We start from the raw sequence: 14934 nt of genomic DNA on the forward strand, positions 1-14934 counted from the left end.
AGAGTCGTCAGACGAGCCGCTCCTTGGGCGATACGTCGTAGGTGTCCTGGGGGTCGTCGTTCACGACACCCGCGAGCGCGTCGTCGATCGCCGCGAGGGTGTCGGCGTCGAGCACCACGCCCGAGGCCTTGACCGTGTCGGCGAGCTGCTCGGGCCGGGACGCGCCGACGAGGGCGGCCGCGACGTTCTTGTTCTGCAGCACCCACGCGATCGCGAGCTGCGGCATCGTGAGCCCGGCCTGCGCCGCGATCGGCTTCAGGCGCTGCACGGCCGTGAGGATGTCGTCCTGCAAGAAGCGCTGGATGAAGTGCGCCCCCGAGTGCGGATCCGTCGCGCGCGATCCCTCCGGCACCGGCTGACCCGGCAGGTACTTGCCGCTCAGCACGCCCTGCGCCATCGGCGACCACACGATCTGCGAGATGCCCAGCTCCTCCGAGGCGGGGACCACCTTGCCCTCGATCACGCGATGCAGCATCGAGTACTGCGGCTGGTTCGAGATGAGCTGCACGCCGAGCTGCGTGGCCAGGGCGTGCCCCTCCCGCAGCTGCTCCGCGGTCCACTCGGACACGCCGATGTAGAGCGCCTTGCCCTGGCGGACGACGTCGGCGAACGCCTGGAAGGTCTCCTCGAGCGGCGTCTCGTAGTCGAACCGGTGCGCCTGGTACAGGTCGACGTAGTCGGTGCCGAGGCGCTGGAGGGATCCATTGATCGACTCCAGGATGTGCTTGCGGCTCAGACCGGTGTCGTTCGGGCCCTTGGGGCCGGTCGGGAAGTACACCTTGGTGAAGATCTCGAGGCTCTCGCGGCGCTGTCCTTCGAGGGCCTTGCCGAGCACGACCTCGGCGGCCGTGTTGGCGTACGTGTCTGCGGTGTCGAACGTCGTGATTCCGGCGTCGAGCGCGGCGTGCACCGTCTTGACGGCCGCGGCGTCCTCGACCTGCGAGGCGTGCGTGACCCAGTTGCCGTAGGTGATCTCGGAGACCTTCAGACCGCTGTTGCCCAGGTATCGGTAGTTGACCATGGCTCCAGCGTAGGCGTGACCGGACACAGCCGGGGCCGCCCGTGTCATCCTTCGTGACGGATCACTCCGACATCTGCTTGCGCAGCCAGAACTCCGTCTGGGCCACGTGTCCCGCCGCCGCCGCGGACGCCGCCGCAGGATCGCGGGCGATCAGGCCCCGCACGATCGCGCGGTGCCCGGCGTCCGAGAGGATCTTGAGCTGGGCGGCGTCCTCGTCGTCGAAGATCCGGTACTGGCGGGTGCGCGAGCGCAGCACCTCGAGGAGGCTGGTGAGCGCGGCGTTGCCGGCGAGCTCGGCGATGCGCATGTGGAACTCGTGGTCCAGACGCGACGCCTCGTCGTGATCGGGGCACTCGGCGATCCGCTCGACGAGATCGGTGAGCCCGGACAGCAGCGCGTCGTCGCCGCGGGCCGCCGCGATCGACGCCGCGTGCGCCTCGAGAGGCCGGCGGATCTCCACGAGCTCCAGGATCGCGTCGAGGGGCAGCACGTCCACGGTGAGTGAGAGGCCGCGGATCAGGTCGGCCGGGCGCAGGCTGCTGACGTAGCTGCCGGATCCGTGGCGCGTCTCCAGCACGCCGAGCGCGGAGAGGGTGCGGATCGCCTCCCGCACCGACCCGCGAGAGACGCCCAGCTGCTCGCCGAGCTCGCCCTCGCTCGGCAGCTTGTCCCCGGGCCTCAGCTCACCGTCGGCGATGAGGGCCCGCAGTCCGTGCAGGGCGGTCTCGCGAGCGCTCATGCTTCTCCTTCGATCCGTTCCCTTGAGTGTGCCGTTTCGCACGCGCCAGGGGTAGTTGTTCTACGACTAGGGCGAAACCTGATCGTAACAGTGGCTATTTCCGGGGTTTCATGCCAAAGTTGTGCGACAAGTCACCCCGTTCCCGACCGTGAGGATCCCCGCGCACCATGTCCGACGCCGACACGACCGTCCGCACCTCCGCCGTGCGCCTGGCCTCCTTCGAGCGCGCACGCGACGCGTGGCCGCTGGATCCGGCGATCGTGCACCTGAACCACGGATCCTTCGGCGCCGTGCCGCGCGAGGTCGTCGCGGCACAGGATGCGCTGCGCCGCGAGGCCGACCTCAGCCCCGTCGGCTGGTTCCCGCGGATCGCGGAGAAGGTCGAGGCGGCGCGGGCGGCGACGGCGCCGTTCGTCGGCGCGGACGCGGCCGACACGGCCTTCGTTCCCAACGCCTCAGCCGCCGCGACGGTCGTCTACAACGCGCTGCAGCTGACCGGCGACGACGAGATCCTCGTCACCGACCACGGCTACGGGGCCGTCACGATGGGGGCGGCCCGGCTCGCGCGGCGCTTCGGCGCCCGGCTGCGCACCGTGCCCCTCGGCCTCGTCGACGACGCCGAGACGATCCTCGCCCGCTTCGCCGAGGCGATCGGCCCGCGCACCCGCCTCGTCGTGGTCGACCAGATCACATCCTCCACGGCCCGGCGCTTCCCCACGGCGGAGATCACGGCTCTGGCGCACACGCGCGGCGCGCGCGTACTGGTCGACGGCGCGCACGCCCCCGGCCTCGTCGCCGACGCCGCGGCGGCCGGCGGCGGCGACTGGTGGTTCGGGAACCTGCACAAGTGGCCGTGCGCCCCTCGGGGCTCCGCCCTGTTCGTCACCCGCGCGTCGGATCGGGACGACCTGTGGCCGCTCATCGACTCCTGGGCGGCGGAGGATGCGTTCCCCGCGCGCTTCGACACCCAGGGCACGATCGACGCGACGACGTACCTCGCCTCCCCTGCCGCGATCGACTTCATCGAGCGCGAGCACGGCTGGGAGCGCACGCGGCGCACGATGACCGACCTCGCCGACGCGGGCGCGCAGATCATCGCCGAGGCGTTCGAGGCGTACTCGGACGAGCCCGCGCTCGTGGACCAGCCGATGCCGGTGCCCTCGATGCGGCTGATCCGGCTCCCGCTCGGAATCGGGAGATCGCGTGAGGAGGCCGACGCGCTCCGCATGCGGCTGTTCGACGAGGTCGGCGTGGAGACGGCGTTCACGAGCTTCGCCGGCGCCGGCTACTTCCGGCTCTCCGTGCACCTCTACACCGAGATGACCGACTTCGAGGCGTTCGCGGAACGCTGCGTCCCCCGCATCCTCGAACTCGCGCGCGCCTGAGCGTGCGGACACGACCGACCCTGCAAGACACCCAACGAAAGGACGTTCCATGGTGAAGCGCACCCGACTCGCCTCCATCGCCGGGATGGGCATCGTCGCCCTCCTGGCCCTCACCGCCTGTTCCGGCGGAGCATCGGGCGGAAGCGGATCCGCGGGCGGCAAGGTCACCCTCCAGATGGTGGAGAGCCTGACCAACCCCGACCGCACGAAGCTCATCCGCAGCCTGCTCGACGACTTCCAGAAGGCCAACCCCGACATCACCGTCAAGCTGGTCTCGCCGCCCACCGAGCAGGCCGACACCACGATCCAGCAGATGCTCCAGTCGGGCAAGGGCATCGACGTGCTCGAGACGCGCGACATCACGGTCGGGCCGTTCTCCAACAACCACTGGCTCTACGACATGTCCAAGGACCTGAAGAGCTGGGACGGCTGGGGCGAGCTCACCGACAACGCGAAGAAGGCGGCCGATTCCGGCGGCAAGACCTGGTTCGTGCCCTACGGCTTCTACGGGCTGTCGCTGTTCTACCGCACCGACCTCGTCAAGGACGCGGGCTTCGACGGCCCGCCGCACTCCTGGAAGGACCTGCTCGAGCAGGCGTCGAAGATCCAGGATCCCGGCAAGAACCAGTACGGCTACGCGTTCCGCGGCGGCAAGAACGCGAACTCCAACGTGGTCGCCGCGATCGAGGCCTACACGATCGACGACCTGGACACGTCGAACGCGTTCCTGCTCAAGGACGGCAAGACGATCTTCTCCTCGCCCGACGCCCAGCAGGCCGTCGACGACTACTTCGCCCTGTTCAAGAAGGCCTCCCCGCCGTCGGCCGTCTCCTGGGGCTACCCCGAGATGGTCGCGGGCTTCACGAACGGCACGACCGCGTTCCTCCTGCAGGATCCGGAGGTCATCGCGACCGTGTCGGCGTCGAGCCTGAAGAAGGACCAGTGGAGCACCGCCCCGCTGCTCGTCGGGCCCAGCGGCAAGGCGGCGCAGCCCCTCGCCGTCGCCGGCTGGGGCATCGCGCAGTCGAGCCAGCACAAGGAGGCGGCGGTCAAGCTCGTCGAGTACCTCTCCTCGGCGAAGCCGGCGACGACCTTCGCCCAGAAGAACAGCCTCGTGCCGATCATCGCGGCGGCCGCGAAGGATCCGTTCTACTCGACCGGTCCGTGGACGAGCTACGTCACGATGACCGAGCACCCCGACACCTACGTCAACGTCCAGCAGCCGCGCGGCGAGGCGTGGTGGACCGAGTGGATCCAGAAGTCCGACCAGGACGTGCAGAGCGTGCTCCTGGGCAACATGACGACCAAAGACCTGCTGAAGTCGTGGGACGAGTACTGGACCACGAAGTACAAGAAGGGCTGACGTCGTGACCTCGACCTCCGCCGCCGAGCGCCCGGCCGGTACGTCCGGCCGGGCCGCTCGGCCCGAGCAGGCCCGCCCCGCGCCCTCGGCGCCGGGGCGGCGCCGCCGGACGTTCCGCGCGCGCCATGCGCTGACCATCTTGGGCTTCCTCGCCCCGGCGATCGTCTTCGTGTGCTGGTTCACCTACTTCCCGATGCTGCAGGGCGCGCGCATGGCGTTCCTCGACTACAAGCTCTGGGACCTGACATCGACGCCTTTCGTCGGGTTCGACAACATCGCGCGGGTGCTCTCCGACCCGGTCTTCCCCACCGTCGCGGGCAACACCGTGCTCTGGGTCGTCGGCTCGCTCGTCCCGCAGTTCGTGATCGGCTTCCTGATCGCCCTGGCGCTGCGCCAGCGCTTCCGGTTCCGCGGCGTCTACCAGGCGCTCGTGTTCTTCCCGTGGGCGGTCTCGGGGTTCCTGATCGGCATGCTGTTCCGCTGGATGTTCAACGCCGAGTTCGGCGTCGTCAACGACCTGCTCATGAAGGCGCACCTCATCTCGGCGCCGCTGCCGTGGCTCGCCGACCCGAAGCTCGCCATGTTCGCGGTGATCCTGGCGAACGTCTGGTACGGCGTGACCTTCTTCGCGATCATGATCCTCGCCGCACTCCAGTCGGTGCCGGACGAGGTGCTCGAGGCGGCCAGCCTGGACGGGGCGGGCAAGGCGCGCCAGCTGTTCTCGATCGTGATCCCGTACATCTCCACGACGCTGCTCCTCACCGTGCTGCTGCGGGTGATCTGGATCTTCAACTTCCCCGACATCATCTGGGCGATGACCGGTGGCGGCCCCGCCAACCGCACGCACATCATCACCACCTGGATGATCAACTTCACGCAGCAGGGCGACTACGGCACCGCCAGCGCGATCGGACTGGTCGTCGTCGCCGTGCTGTTCGTGTTCTGCGCGTTCTACCTGTTCGCGATGAGGAAGGCCACCCGATGACCGCGACGATGACCCTGACGACGGGACGCGCGCAGGCCTCGCGGCCGGTGCGGCGCTCGCGCTCGCGGATCACGGCGGGCGGGGTGATCAAGGTCATGGGGCTCGCCCTGTGGCTGCTCATCACGCTGTTCCCGCTCTACTGGATCGTGCTCACCTCGTTCAAGTCGCCGCAGACCGTGAACCGGTTCCCGATCGAGTACTGGCCGTCCGAACCGTCGATCGAGAACTACACGCGGCTCTTCTCCGACGCGAACTTCGGGGTCTTCCTCGGCAACTCGGCGCTCGTCTCGCTGGTCGCCGGGGCCACCTCGACGCTGATCGCTCTGCTCAGCTCCTACGTGATCGCGCGCTTCGAGTTCCGCGGCAAGGGCGCGGTGCTGATCGCGTTCCTGCTGACGCAGATGATCCCGGCCTTCATCGCGCTCGGCCCGCTCTACACGATGATGACCGACCTCGGTCTGGTCGACGGCAAGTTCGGCCTGATCCTGGTCTACATCGCGGTGTGCATCCCGTTCTCGACGGTGATGCTGCGCGGGTTCTTCGAGAACGTGCCCGACGCGCTCGAGGAGTCGGCGATGATCGACGGCTGCTCGCGGCTGGGAGCGCTGTTCCGGATCCTGGTCCCGGTGATGACCCCCGGGATCATCGCGGCGTTCATCTTCAACTTCGTGAACTGCTGGAACGAGCTGTTCCTGTCGGTCGTGCTCATGCAGTCGGAGGAGAACCGCACGGTCCCCGCCGCGCTGAACGCCTTCATCTCGACCTTCAACGTCGACTGGGGCTCGATGTCGGCCGCGGCCGTGCTCACGATCCTGCCGACCATGGTGCTGTTCGCGGTCGCGAGCCGCTGGATCGTCGCCGGCCTCACCGCGGGCTCGGTCAAGGAGTAGCGCGCGACGCGAAAGGGTCCCCTCCCGTGCGATCGGAGGGGGCCCTTTCGTGTCGGCTCAGACCCGAGCGGTCTCCGGCGACGCCGGATGCGCGGAGCCCGGGACCGGGTGCGCGGAGCCCGGCGCCGGGTGCGCGGAGGCGACGCCGGGGTGCGCGGGCACCGGCCACGACGCCGCACCGGACGACACGGCCCCCTGCGCCCGGTGCGGCTCGGCGGCGACCTGCGCGGGCACGGCCGCCGGCTCGAACGGTGCCGGGGATCCCGCCGGCATCGGGGACTCGCTCGTGTCCGCAGCCGCGGCGGCGGTCTCGGCCTCGTGCGCGTCGGCGAAGGCGCGATGCCGCGCCTCCTCCGCGATGATCGCGGCACGGTCGCGGTACCCCTTCGAGGTGACGCGGTCGAGCTCGACCTGCTTCGCGATGGCCTCGGCCTTCTCGTACAGGGAGGGATCGCCCCAGCTGGTCAGCACCTTCACGATCACCGGGAGCAGTTCGATCATGAAGAAGAGCGCCGCGATGAGCCAGTGCGCGAAGCCCAGGACCGGCTCCTTGGCGGACAGTCTGTCGAGCGCCGAGATCTGGCTGAGCAGGCCGACGGCGCCGGCGTTCGTGCCCGCCACGTCGGCCGCGCGGGCGTTGTAGGCGTCGAGCGCGGTCTTGTACGCCTGCTCCGCCGCCGGGATCTGGTCCTTGGCCTGCTGGCGGTTCTGCGCCTCGGAGGCCGAGGTCGCCGACTTCGACGAGCTGTCCGCCGACTCCAGGTCCGTGTTGGCCTGGCGCAGCTGCGCGGCGAGCGCGTCGTAGGTCTGCTGCGCCTGGTCGAGCTGCGACTTCGCGGCGGCCGAGCTCGCGCCGTCGCCCTGCACCCCGGTGCAGCCGGGCACGGTGCCCGCGCCCTGTCCGGTGAGCTCGCACTGGTAGAGCGCGCGGGCCTGGTCGATGACCTTCTGCTGGTCGGCCATCTGAGCCGTGACCTTGGCGACCGTGTCCTGCGCCGCCTTCTGCGAGGCCGAGTCGCTCGAGGTGCCCTTCACGATTCCGGTGGAGGCCTGGTTCTGCAGATCGGCGAGGCGCTGCGACGCGGCGTCGAGGGCCTTCTTCTCCGGACCGGTCGCGACGGCCTTCTGGTCGCTCTGCGCCTGCACCAGGTTGGTCGCGGTGACCTCGCGGGCGATGTCGTTGTGGAACGCCTGGAGCACGATCGGCTCCGCTACGACGAATCCGATGATGGCGGCCATCAGCACACGCGGGAGCGCGAGGCCGAGCAGCCGCCACACGCTGCGGGTGGACCGCATGGTCGAGGTGAGGAAGCGGTCGAGGTTGAAGATCAGCAGCGCCCAGACCACGGCGAGCGGGACCGCGAGCCACACCAGCACCTGCACGCCCGTGGTGAGGGCGAACAGCATCGACAGCGCCGAGACGAGCGCCGTGCCCGCGAGGACGAAGAACATCTGCACGAAGCGCGGCTGCTCGCTCGGCACACGGTCGAGGATCGCGCCGTCGGCGCCGCCGAGGATCGCGAGCCGGCGCCAGAACCAGCCCTGCGGGCGGGGCTGGCGCGGCGCCTTGGGCCGCTTCGGCGGCTTCACGGGCCGCGACGGCGCGACCGGGTCCTCCGCGGCGGCGAAGAACGCCTCGGCATCCGCGGGCGCGGGCTCGGGAGCCTCCGGCGCCGCCTCGGCGGGTTCGGGCGCCGCGGACGTCGCCGCCTCGGGCACGGGCGGGCGGGGCGGGACGACGGGCTCGACGGGAGCCGCCTCGGCCTCTGCGGCAGCCGGGTCGGATCCGGCCGGGGTGTAGTCGCGCACGAAGATGAACGGGTCCTCCGCCGTCGGGTCGGCGGGGTTCGCGGGGTCGTTCTGTCCGTCGACGTCGAAGGCGATCCGACCCTGGGAATCCATGCGGCCGGGGCGATGAGCGGAATAGGACATCCCTCAAATGTACGAAAACCCCCCTGGGGAACCGATGGACGAACCCTGGACAGCGGCCCAGCGGATCCGAGGCGCAGCCTATGCGCGGCCGCGTCGCGCGCCTCCGCGCGGCCGGACACCTCCCTTCGCGTTTCCCTCCCCGCAGCGCCTTTCCCTCCCCGCAATCGCACCGATGAGGGGAGGGAAAGACGACCAGAGGAGGGAAACGCGGAGAAGGGGCGCGCCACACCCGACGTGCGCCCGGAGCGCGGCGGGCTCACACCCCGAGGTGGGCGGCGAGCTCGCGATCGAACGTCTCCGCCTCGTCGAGGTGCGGCGCATGTCCAGCCTCGGGCAGCGCGACCTCACGGTAGCTTCCGCCGTTCGCGGCGTACCGCTCGAGCACGGCACGGGTCTGGGTGACCATCGGCTGTGCAGGGGCGACGTCGTCGCCCGGCCACCCGGGGATCACGCCGAGCGCGCCGAGGTGGTTCAGATCGAAGAACGAGGCGTCCGAGACGATCGCGTCCCTGTCGCCGTGGATCCACAGGATCGGGGGCTTCACGGCGAGGTCGACGATGCCGGACAGGTCAAGGTGCTGCGGCGCCATGGTGTTGAGCACGCCACGCGTGCCGGCCGCGAAGCCCGGCCAGTTCTCCGAGGCGACGGCGTCGCCGGGATAGTTGTCCGGACCGGTCTTCGTGGTGAGCATCGAGGCGACCCAGACATCCTCGTGCGCGGCCTGCGCCTCGGGCTTCGCCACGTACGCCGTACGATAGACGGTGCGCGGCGAGGTCTGCGCCTCCTCCGTGGTGTCGCCCGCCTCGAGCCTCGCCACGAAGTCGGGGTTCGCCCCACCGCCGCCCGTGCCGGCGCCGTCGGCGTCGTTGCGGATGCCGTCGGCACCGTGTGTGCCGCCGAAGCCGTAGGGCGACACCGGCGCCTCGAGGGTCAGTGAGAGCACGCGCTCCGGTGCGTCGAGCGCGACCTGCAGCACGACGCCGCCGCCCATGCTCCACCCCACCAGGTGCACCGCGTCGAGCCCCAGCGCGTCGAGCACGGCGCGCACGTCGTCGGCGAAGTCGCGCAGCCCGCGGGTCGCGTCGACGGGCTTCGTCTCGCTGTCGCCGAAGCCGCGCAGGTCGATCGCCAGGGCGCGCACGCCCGCCGGCAGGGCCTGCATCGTGGGCGCGAAGTACAGCGACGACGACACGTTGCCGTGCACGAACACGATGGTGGCGTCCGGGCTCTCCGGATCCGCGGCCGGGCGCTCCCGCACGTTCGCGGTGTAGCGCGGCGTCTCGACGCGGAATGACGTGATGCCGTCGAACAGGGTGTCGGTCATAGCGGGTTCCTTCGGGAACGGGGCGGGGAGGCGCGGCGGTCAGCGGCGGTCGTCGACCGCAGCGGCGACGCGGCGCGCCCCGCGATCGGCGAACAGGATCGTGTAGTGGTTCACGTCGTCGACCTCGACGATCTGCAGCTGCGGCACGAGGTCGAGGAACCCTTCGAGGGCGCCCGGCGCGTAGAGCGGCTCCGCGTCGAGGAGGCCCCGCGGCGCGCGCAGCACGGCCACCGGCATCCGCAGCCCGCGCAGCGCGGCGACGTACCAGTCCGGGCCGTAGAGCTCGCCGCCGTCCTGCACCATGGCCGCGGCCACGGTCGAGGAGCGCAGGTGCGGCGCGGCGCCGTCGAGGTCGTGCCGTGCGTACGCCTCGACCGCCGGGCTCCAGTCGCGGGCGAACGCCGGGTGCGCCCGCCAGAAATCGAGGTACGCGTCCTCGTCGGCGAACTCCCGCGCGAGGCGCTGCGCGGCCGGGCCCAGCAGCGCGGCGATGTCCAGGTCCTCGGCACTGCGGACGCCCGACGGCAGCGGCAGCGGGAACCCGCCGTCCACGAGCACGAGCTCCGCGACCAGGTCGGGCCTCGCCGCGGCGAGCGCGACGGCGACGAACGCCCCCATCGAATGGCCGAGGACGGTGCGCGGCCCGCCGCCGTCCGCATCCAGCAGAGCCGCGAGATCCGACGCGTGCCGGCGCAGGCCGTACGGCCCGGGCAGCGCACTGCTGCGCGCCCGCCCGCGCAGATCCGGCGCGAGGATGCGCCGTGCGGGCAGCAGCGCGGCGACCGTGTCCCAGCAGCGGCCGTTGGCGGTGATGCCGTGGATCGCCAGCAGCGCCGCCGCATCGGAGCCGGGCCCGTAGGTCGTCACCGCGAGCGCCGGATCCGGGACGGACGCGGCGAGCGCAGGATCCGTCGCGGGCAGCGGATCCGACGCGGATTCGGCGAGCGCCGCAACGGGCACGGGCGCGACATCCTCGCTCATCGCGCGCTCCAGCCGCCGTCCATCGTGTACGACGACCCCGTGACGGATCCGGCCATCGGACCGCACAGCCACAGCGCCAGGTCGGCCACCTCCTCGGGCTCGAGCAGGCGCTTGATCGCCGCCTCGGCGAGCATGACCTTCTCGATGACGTCCGACTCCGGAATCCCGTGCGTGCGCGCCTGATCCGCGATCTGCTTCTGCACCAGGGGCGTGTTCACGTACCCCGGGTTGAGGCAGTTGCTGGTCACGCCGTACGGACCGCCCTCGAGCGCGGTGACCTTGGACAGGCCCTCGAGCGCGTGCTTGGCGGTGACGTACGCCGACTTGAACTCGCTCGCGCGCAGCCCGTGCACGGAGCTGATGTTGACGATCCTCCCCCAGCCGCGGGCGTACATGCCGGGAAGCACGGCCCGGGTCAGCAGGAACGGCGCCGTGACCATGATGTCGAGCATGCGCCGGAACGTCGCCGGGTCGAACTCGACGATGGGTGCGACCGTCTGGATCCCCGCGTTGTTGACGAGGATGTCGGCATCGAAGCGCTGCGCCGCCAGGGCGTCGAGATCGCCGAGGTCCAGCGCGAGGCTCTCCCCGCCGATCTCCGCGGCGAGATCCGCCGCGCCGTCGGCGTCGCGGTCGATCACCACCACGTGCGCGCCGTTCCGCGCGAGGACCCGGGCGCAGGCCGCGCCGATCCCGCTCCCGCCGCCCGTGACCAGAGCAGTGCGCCCCGTCAGATCCGTGCTGTTCCCCCGGGGTCCCTGTTCCGCCATGCCTGCAACGTACTTCACGAGAGTGCACGCCGGGAAGAGAGCCAGCTATGCAAAACTGCACATATGGACGCGCACTTCCCCGCACCGCCGCTCAGCGCCGACGACCTCCTGGTGCTGCTCGCCGTCGCTCGCAGCGGCCGGTTCACGAGCGCCGGCCAGCAACTCGGCCTCAACCACACGACCGTCGCCCGGCGCATCGCGGCGCTGGAGACCCAGCTCGGCGGCCGCGTGCTCTCCCGCGAGGGCGCGGGCTGGGAGCTCACCCCGCTCGGCTCGCGCGCACTCGCCGCGGCCGAGGGCGTGGAGCGGGCGCTCGGCCGGCTCGACGATCGCGACGGCGGCCGCATCGGCGGCCTGATCCGGCTCTCCGCGACGGACGGGTTCAGCGGCTTCGTGGCGGCCCCGGCGATGGCGGCGCTGCGCAGGATCCATCCCGACGTCTCGTTCGAGATCATCACCTCGACTCGGCAGGCCTCCCAGCAGCGCACGGGCGCGGATCTGGAGGTCGTGGTCGGGCGGCCTCAGGTGCGCCGCGCCCGCGCGATCCACCTGGCCGACTACGCGCTCGGCCTCTACGCCAGCCGAGAGTGGCTGCGCACGCATCCCGCTCCGCAGGATCCTGCCGAGCTGGCGGGGCAGCCGCTCGTCTACTTCATCGAGTCGATGCTGCACGTCGACTCCCTGGACGACGCACGCCGGGCGGTGCCGGGCATGGTGGACTCGGTCGCGAGCACCAACGTCTACGTGCACGTCGACGCGACGCGCGGCGGAGCCGGATACGGGCTGCTCCCCGCGTTCCTCGCCGACCGTCACGACGACCTCGTGCGTGTGCTGCCCGACCGGATCGACGAACGGCTGCCCTACTGGCTCATCGCCCGCCCCGAGGCGCTGAACCAGCCGGCGATCGCGGCGTTCCTGGAGGCGCTGCAGGCCCGGCTCCGCGAGATCCGCCCGCAGCTCCTCGGCGAGCGCTGACCGCGGCGCCCGGATCGGCGTGCGCGGGCGAGTGCGCGGTGGCACTCTGGTGTCCATGAAGACCCTGCTCCTGGCCCGTCACGCCAAGTCCGACTGGGACGTGGCGGGCCTGCGCGATCACGACCGGCCGCTGAACGCGCGCGGCCTCAGGGACGCCCCCGCGATGGCCCGGCGACTGCGCGACGAGGGCGTGAGCCTGCAGCGCGTCGTCTCGAGCACGGCCGTCCGCGCCCGGCGGACGGCCGAGGAGTACGCGGCGGCCTTCGCGCTCCCGGTGGTCGAGGAGCCCGACCTCTACGCGGCCCACGCCGCACGGATCCTGCGGGTCGCCGCCGCCCTGCCCGACGACGCGGACGTCGCGATGCTCGTCGGCCACAACCCCGGGATGACGGACGCGGTGGCCGAGCTGACCGGATCCTGGGTCGAGTTCCCGACCTGCGCCGTCGCCGAATGCACGATCGACATCGGATCCTGGGCCGAGCTGATCGAGGGATCCGGCCGGCTGCGCCGCCTGCGCACCCCGCACGACTGACGCCCCGGATCCGCCGGAACCCCCACGTCGCGCCCAGACCCCCCTACGGCCACGCACCGGCGTGGAGGTTTCGGCGCTCTGCGGGGGTTTCGGCGGAAGTGGACGGCCGGAGACGGCCGGCCGCGAGCCCGGACCCGGGTCAGGCCATCGCGGCGGCGGCGGCCTCGTCCTCGGTGGTGGCGACGAGCTGGCCGCACGCGCCGTCGATCTCCTTGCCGCGGGTGTCGCGCAGGGTCGTGGGGATGCCTGCGTCGTTGAGGCGACGCACGAACTCGTCCTGCACGTCCTTCTCCGACGCGGTCCAGATGGATCCGGGCGTCGGGTTCAGCGGGATCGGGTTCACGTGCACCCAGCCGCGACCGCGGGCGTTGAGCTTCTCCGCCAGCAGGTCGGCGCGCCACGGGTGGTCGTTCATGTCCTTGATGAGCGCGTACTCGATCGAGACCCGGCGGCCGGTCTTCTCGAAGTAGCCGCGTGCGGCGTCGAGCGCCTCGTCGACCTTCCACCGCGAGTTCACCGGGATGAGCTCGTCGCGCAGCTGGTCGTCCGGCGCGTGCAGCGACAGCGCGAAGGTGACCGGGATGTCCTCGTCCGCGAGCTTGTTGATGGCCGGGACGAGCCCGACCGTGGACACGGTGATGCCGCGGGCGCTCATGCCGAGCCCCTCGGGCTGCGGGGCGATCATGACGCGCACGGCGTCCATCACCCGCTTGTAGTTGGCCAGCGGCTCGCCCATGCCCATGAAGACGATGTTGCTGACGCGCTCCATCGAACGGTCGTCGGCCTTCTTGCCGCCCAGCCCGCCTTCGGCGATGAGGCGGTTCGCGCGCACGATCTGCTCGACGATCTCCGCCGTCGACATGTTGCGCGTGAGTCCCGCCTGCCCGGTGGCACAGAACGGGCAGTTCATGCCGCAGCCGGCCTGGCTCGACACGCAGAGCGTGATGCGGCCCGGGTAGCGCATCAGCACGGACTCGACGAGCGCACCGTCGTGCAGCCGCCAGAGGAACTTGATCGTGTCACCGCGGTCGGTCTCCAGATGTCGCACCTCGGTGAGCAGCGGCGGGAGCATGCCGGCGACGAGCTCGTCTCGCTGCCCCGCAGGCAGGTCGGTCATGTGCGCGGGATCCGACGTGTAGTGCGTGAAGTAGTGCGTCGCGAGCTGCTTCGCGCGGAAGCCGGGCAGTCCCAGCTCCTTCACCTTCTCGACGCGCTCGGCAGGCGTGAGGTCGGCGAGGTGCACGGGCGGCTTGCCCCGCTTGGGACTGGCGAACTGCAGGAGCGGACGCCCCTCGGCGTCCTTCTTCTGCGTCCATCCTTCGGTGGCGGGGCGCACCTGGGCGGTGCGCTTCGCGGGCGCGCCGGAGCGGGCGGACGCAGGAGTGTCGGACATGTCTTCCAGGGTAGGGCCTTGCAGGTGCGAAGGTCCTGGATGCCGTGTCCTGACGGGTGCACGACGGACCGCTGGAGGCGCGCGCCGCCACGGCCCCGTACCCTGGCGGCATGGAGCTGTGGATCTGGATCCTTCTCGCCGTCGTGATCGCCGCCCTGCTCGTCGTGATCGTCACGACGATGCGCGCGATCCGCCCGAAGCCGCCGGGGCCGCTCGACGCGGGCGTGGCCGCGCCCTCCCTCGCATCGCCCGCCCGGCCGCTGTCACCGCGCGATCCGCGCCCGGCGCCGCCGGCCGCGCTGACGCCCGCGGTCACCGCCCGGATCGACGCACTGGTCGCCGCCGAGCAGCGGATCTCGGCGATCAAGGTGCTGCGCGAGGCGAGCGGACTCTCCCTGCGCGAGGCGAAGGACCGGATCGACGCATGGACGCCGTCCGCCTCTGCCGTCCGCCCGGCGGTCACGCCGCCGTACCCGCAGGCCGGGTCGGCGTCCGACGCGCTGGCACGCCTCTCCCCCGAGGTGCGCGCGGAGATCGGCCGCCTGGTCGCCGCGGACCAGAAGATCTCGGCGATCAAGCTGCTGCGCGAGGCGACGGGTCTCGGCCTGAAGGACTCCAAGGACGCCGTCGACGCCTGGCGCTGA

The 14934-nt window shown here is 71.3% G+C and carries 14 protein-coding genes; 7 read left to right on the plus strand and 7 right to left on the minus strand.

What is annotated here, in order from left to right:
* Positions 1-7 precede the first annotated feature (7 nt).
* Both NFX31_RS15105 and NFX31_RS15110 read right to left on the minus strand, forming a co-directional pair.
* The gene (locus NFX31_RS15105) at positions 8-1021 is read right to left on the minus strand and encodes an aldo/keto reductase family protein (RefSeq protein WP_045250969.1); all 1014 of its coding nucleotides are present in this window, start codon (positions 1019-1021) and stop codon (positions 8-10) included.
* Between the two features lie 61 nt (positions 1022-1082).
* Complete coding sequence (locus tag NFX31_RS15110) at positions 1083-1760, minus strand: FadR/GntR family transcriptional regulator (protein WP_045250970.1); 678 nt, start codon at positions 1758-1760, stop codon at positions 1083-1085.
* Positions 1761-1927: 167 nt separating this feature from the next.
* Here NFX31_RS15110 and NFX31_RS15115 point away from each other — a divergent pair, with 167 nt between their 5' ends.
* The 4 genes from NFX31_RS15115 to NFX31_RS15130 are packed head-to-tail and all read left to right on the plus strand — an operon-like array spanning position 1928 to position 6383.
* Positions 1928-3145 carry an aminotransferase class V-fold PLP-dependent enzyme gene (locus NFX31_RS15115; protein ID WP_262956099.1) on the plus strand — a complete coding sequence of 406 codons (1218 nt, stop codon included), beginning with the start codon at positions 1928-1930 and terminating at the stop codon, positions 3143-3145.
* Between the two features lie 49 nt (positions 3146-3194).
* Positions 3195-4508 carry an ABC transporter substrate-binding protein gene (locus tag NFX31_RS15120; RefSeq protein ID WP_175491295.1) on the plus strand — a complete coding sequence of 438 codons (1314 nt, stop codon included), beginning with the start codon at positions 3195-3197 and terminating at the stop codon, positions 4506-4508.
* A gap of 4 nt (positions 4509-4512) precedes the next feature.
* Positions 4513-5493 (plus strand): carbohydrate ABC transporter permease, encoded by a 981-nt coding sequence (locus NFX31_RS15125; RefSeq protein ID WP_045250973.1) that lies wholly within the window; start codon positions 4513-4515, stop codon positions 5491-5493.
* Complete coding sequence (locus NFX31_RS15130) at positions 5490-6383, plus strand: carbohydrate ABC transporter permease (RefSeq protein ID WP_175491296.1); 894 nt, start codon at positions 5490-5492, stop codon at positions 6381-6383. Before NFX31_RS15125 ends, NFX31_RS15130 begins: the two co-directional genes overlap by 4 nt.
* Before the next feature lie 57 nt (positions 6384-6440).
* Here the strand turns inward: NFX31_RS15130 and NFX31_RS15135 are convergent, their stop codons facing one another.
* The 4 genes from NFX31_RS15135 to NFX31_RS15150 form a co-directional block, all read right to left on the minus strand.
* Entirely contained in the window at positions 6441-8315 is a 1875-nt protein-coding gene (locus NFX31_RS15135; RefSeq protein ID WP_262956101.1) for a DUF4407 domain-containing protein, read from the minus strand.
* Positions 8316-8571: 256 nt separating this feature from the next.
* Positions 8572-9639, minus strand: coding sequence for an alpha/beta fold hydrolase (locus NFX31_RS15140; RefSeq protein ID WP_045248800.1), 1068 nt, complete (start codon positions 9637-9639; stop codon positions 8572-8574).
* Positions 9640-9678: 39 nt separating this feature from the next.
* Complete coding sequence (locus NFX31_RS15145; RefSeq protein WP_052674086.1) at positions 9679-10620, minus strand: alpha/beta hydrolase; 942 nt, start codon at positions 10618-10620, stop codon at positions 9679-9681.
* Entirely contained in the window at positions 10617-11390 is a 774-nt protein-coding gene (locus tag NFX31_RS15150) for a 3-hydroxybutyrate dehydrogenase (RefSeq protein WP_262956104.1), read from the minus strand. Before NFX31_RS15150 ends, NFX31_RS15145 begins: the two co-directional genes overlap by 4 nt.
* A gap of 63 nt (positions 11391-11453) precedes the next feature.
* Between NFX31_RS15150 and NFX31_RS15155 the strand changes: the two genes are divergently transcribed.
* Positions 11454-12365 carry a LysR family transcriptional regulator gene (locus NFX31_RS15155; RefSeq protein ID WP_045250974.1) on the plus strand — a complete coding sequence of 304 codons (912 nt, stop codon included), beginning with the start codon at positions 11454-11456 and terminating at the stop codon, positions 12363-12365.
* A gap of 55 nt (positions 12366-12420) precedes the next feature.
* Positions 12421-12897 (plus strand): SixA phosphatase family protein, encoded by a 477-nt coding sequence (locus NFX31_RS15160; RefSeq protein ID WP_045251020.1) that lies wholly within the window; start codon positions 12421-12423, stop codon positions 12895-12897.
* 139 nt (positions 12898-13036) lie between these two features.
* Here NFX31_RS15160 and rlmN read toward each other — a convergent pair whose 3' ends face one another.
* The gene (gene rlmN / locus NFX31_RS15165; RefSeq protein ID WP_262956106.1) at positions 13037-14290 is read right to left on the minus strand and encodes a dual-specificity RNA methyltransferase RlmN; all 1254 of its coding nucleotides are present in this window, start codon (positions 14288-14290) and stop codon (positions 13037-13039) included.
* 110 nt (positions 14291-14400) lie between these two features.
* Between rlmN and NFX31_RS15170 the strand changes: the two genes are divergently transcribed.
* Positions 14401-14934 (plus strand): ribosomal protein L7/L12, encoded by a 534-nt coding sequence (locus tag NFX31_RS15170; protein ID WP_262956107.1) that lies wholly within the window; start codon positions 14401-14403, stop codon positions 14932-14934.

Source organism: Microbacterium azadirachtae, from assembly GCF_025583665.1.
GTDB lineage: Bacteria > Actinomycetota > Actinomycetes > Actinomycetales > Microbacteriaceae > Microbacterium > Microbacterium azadirachtae.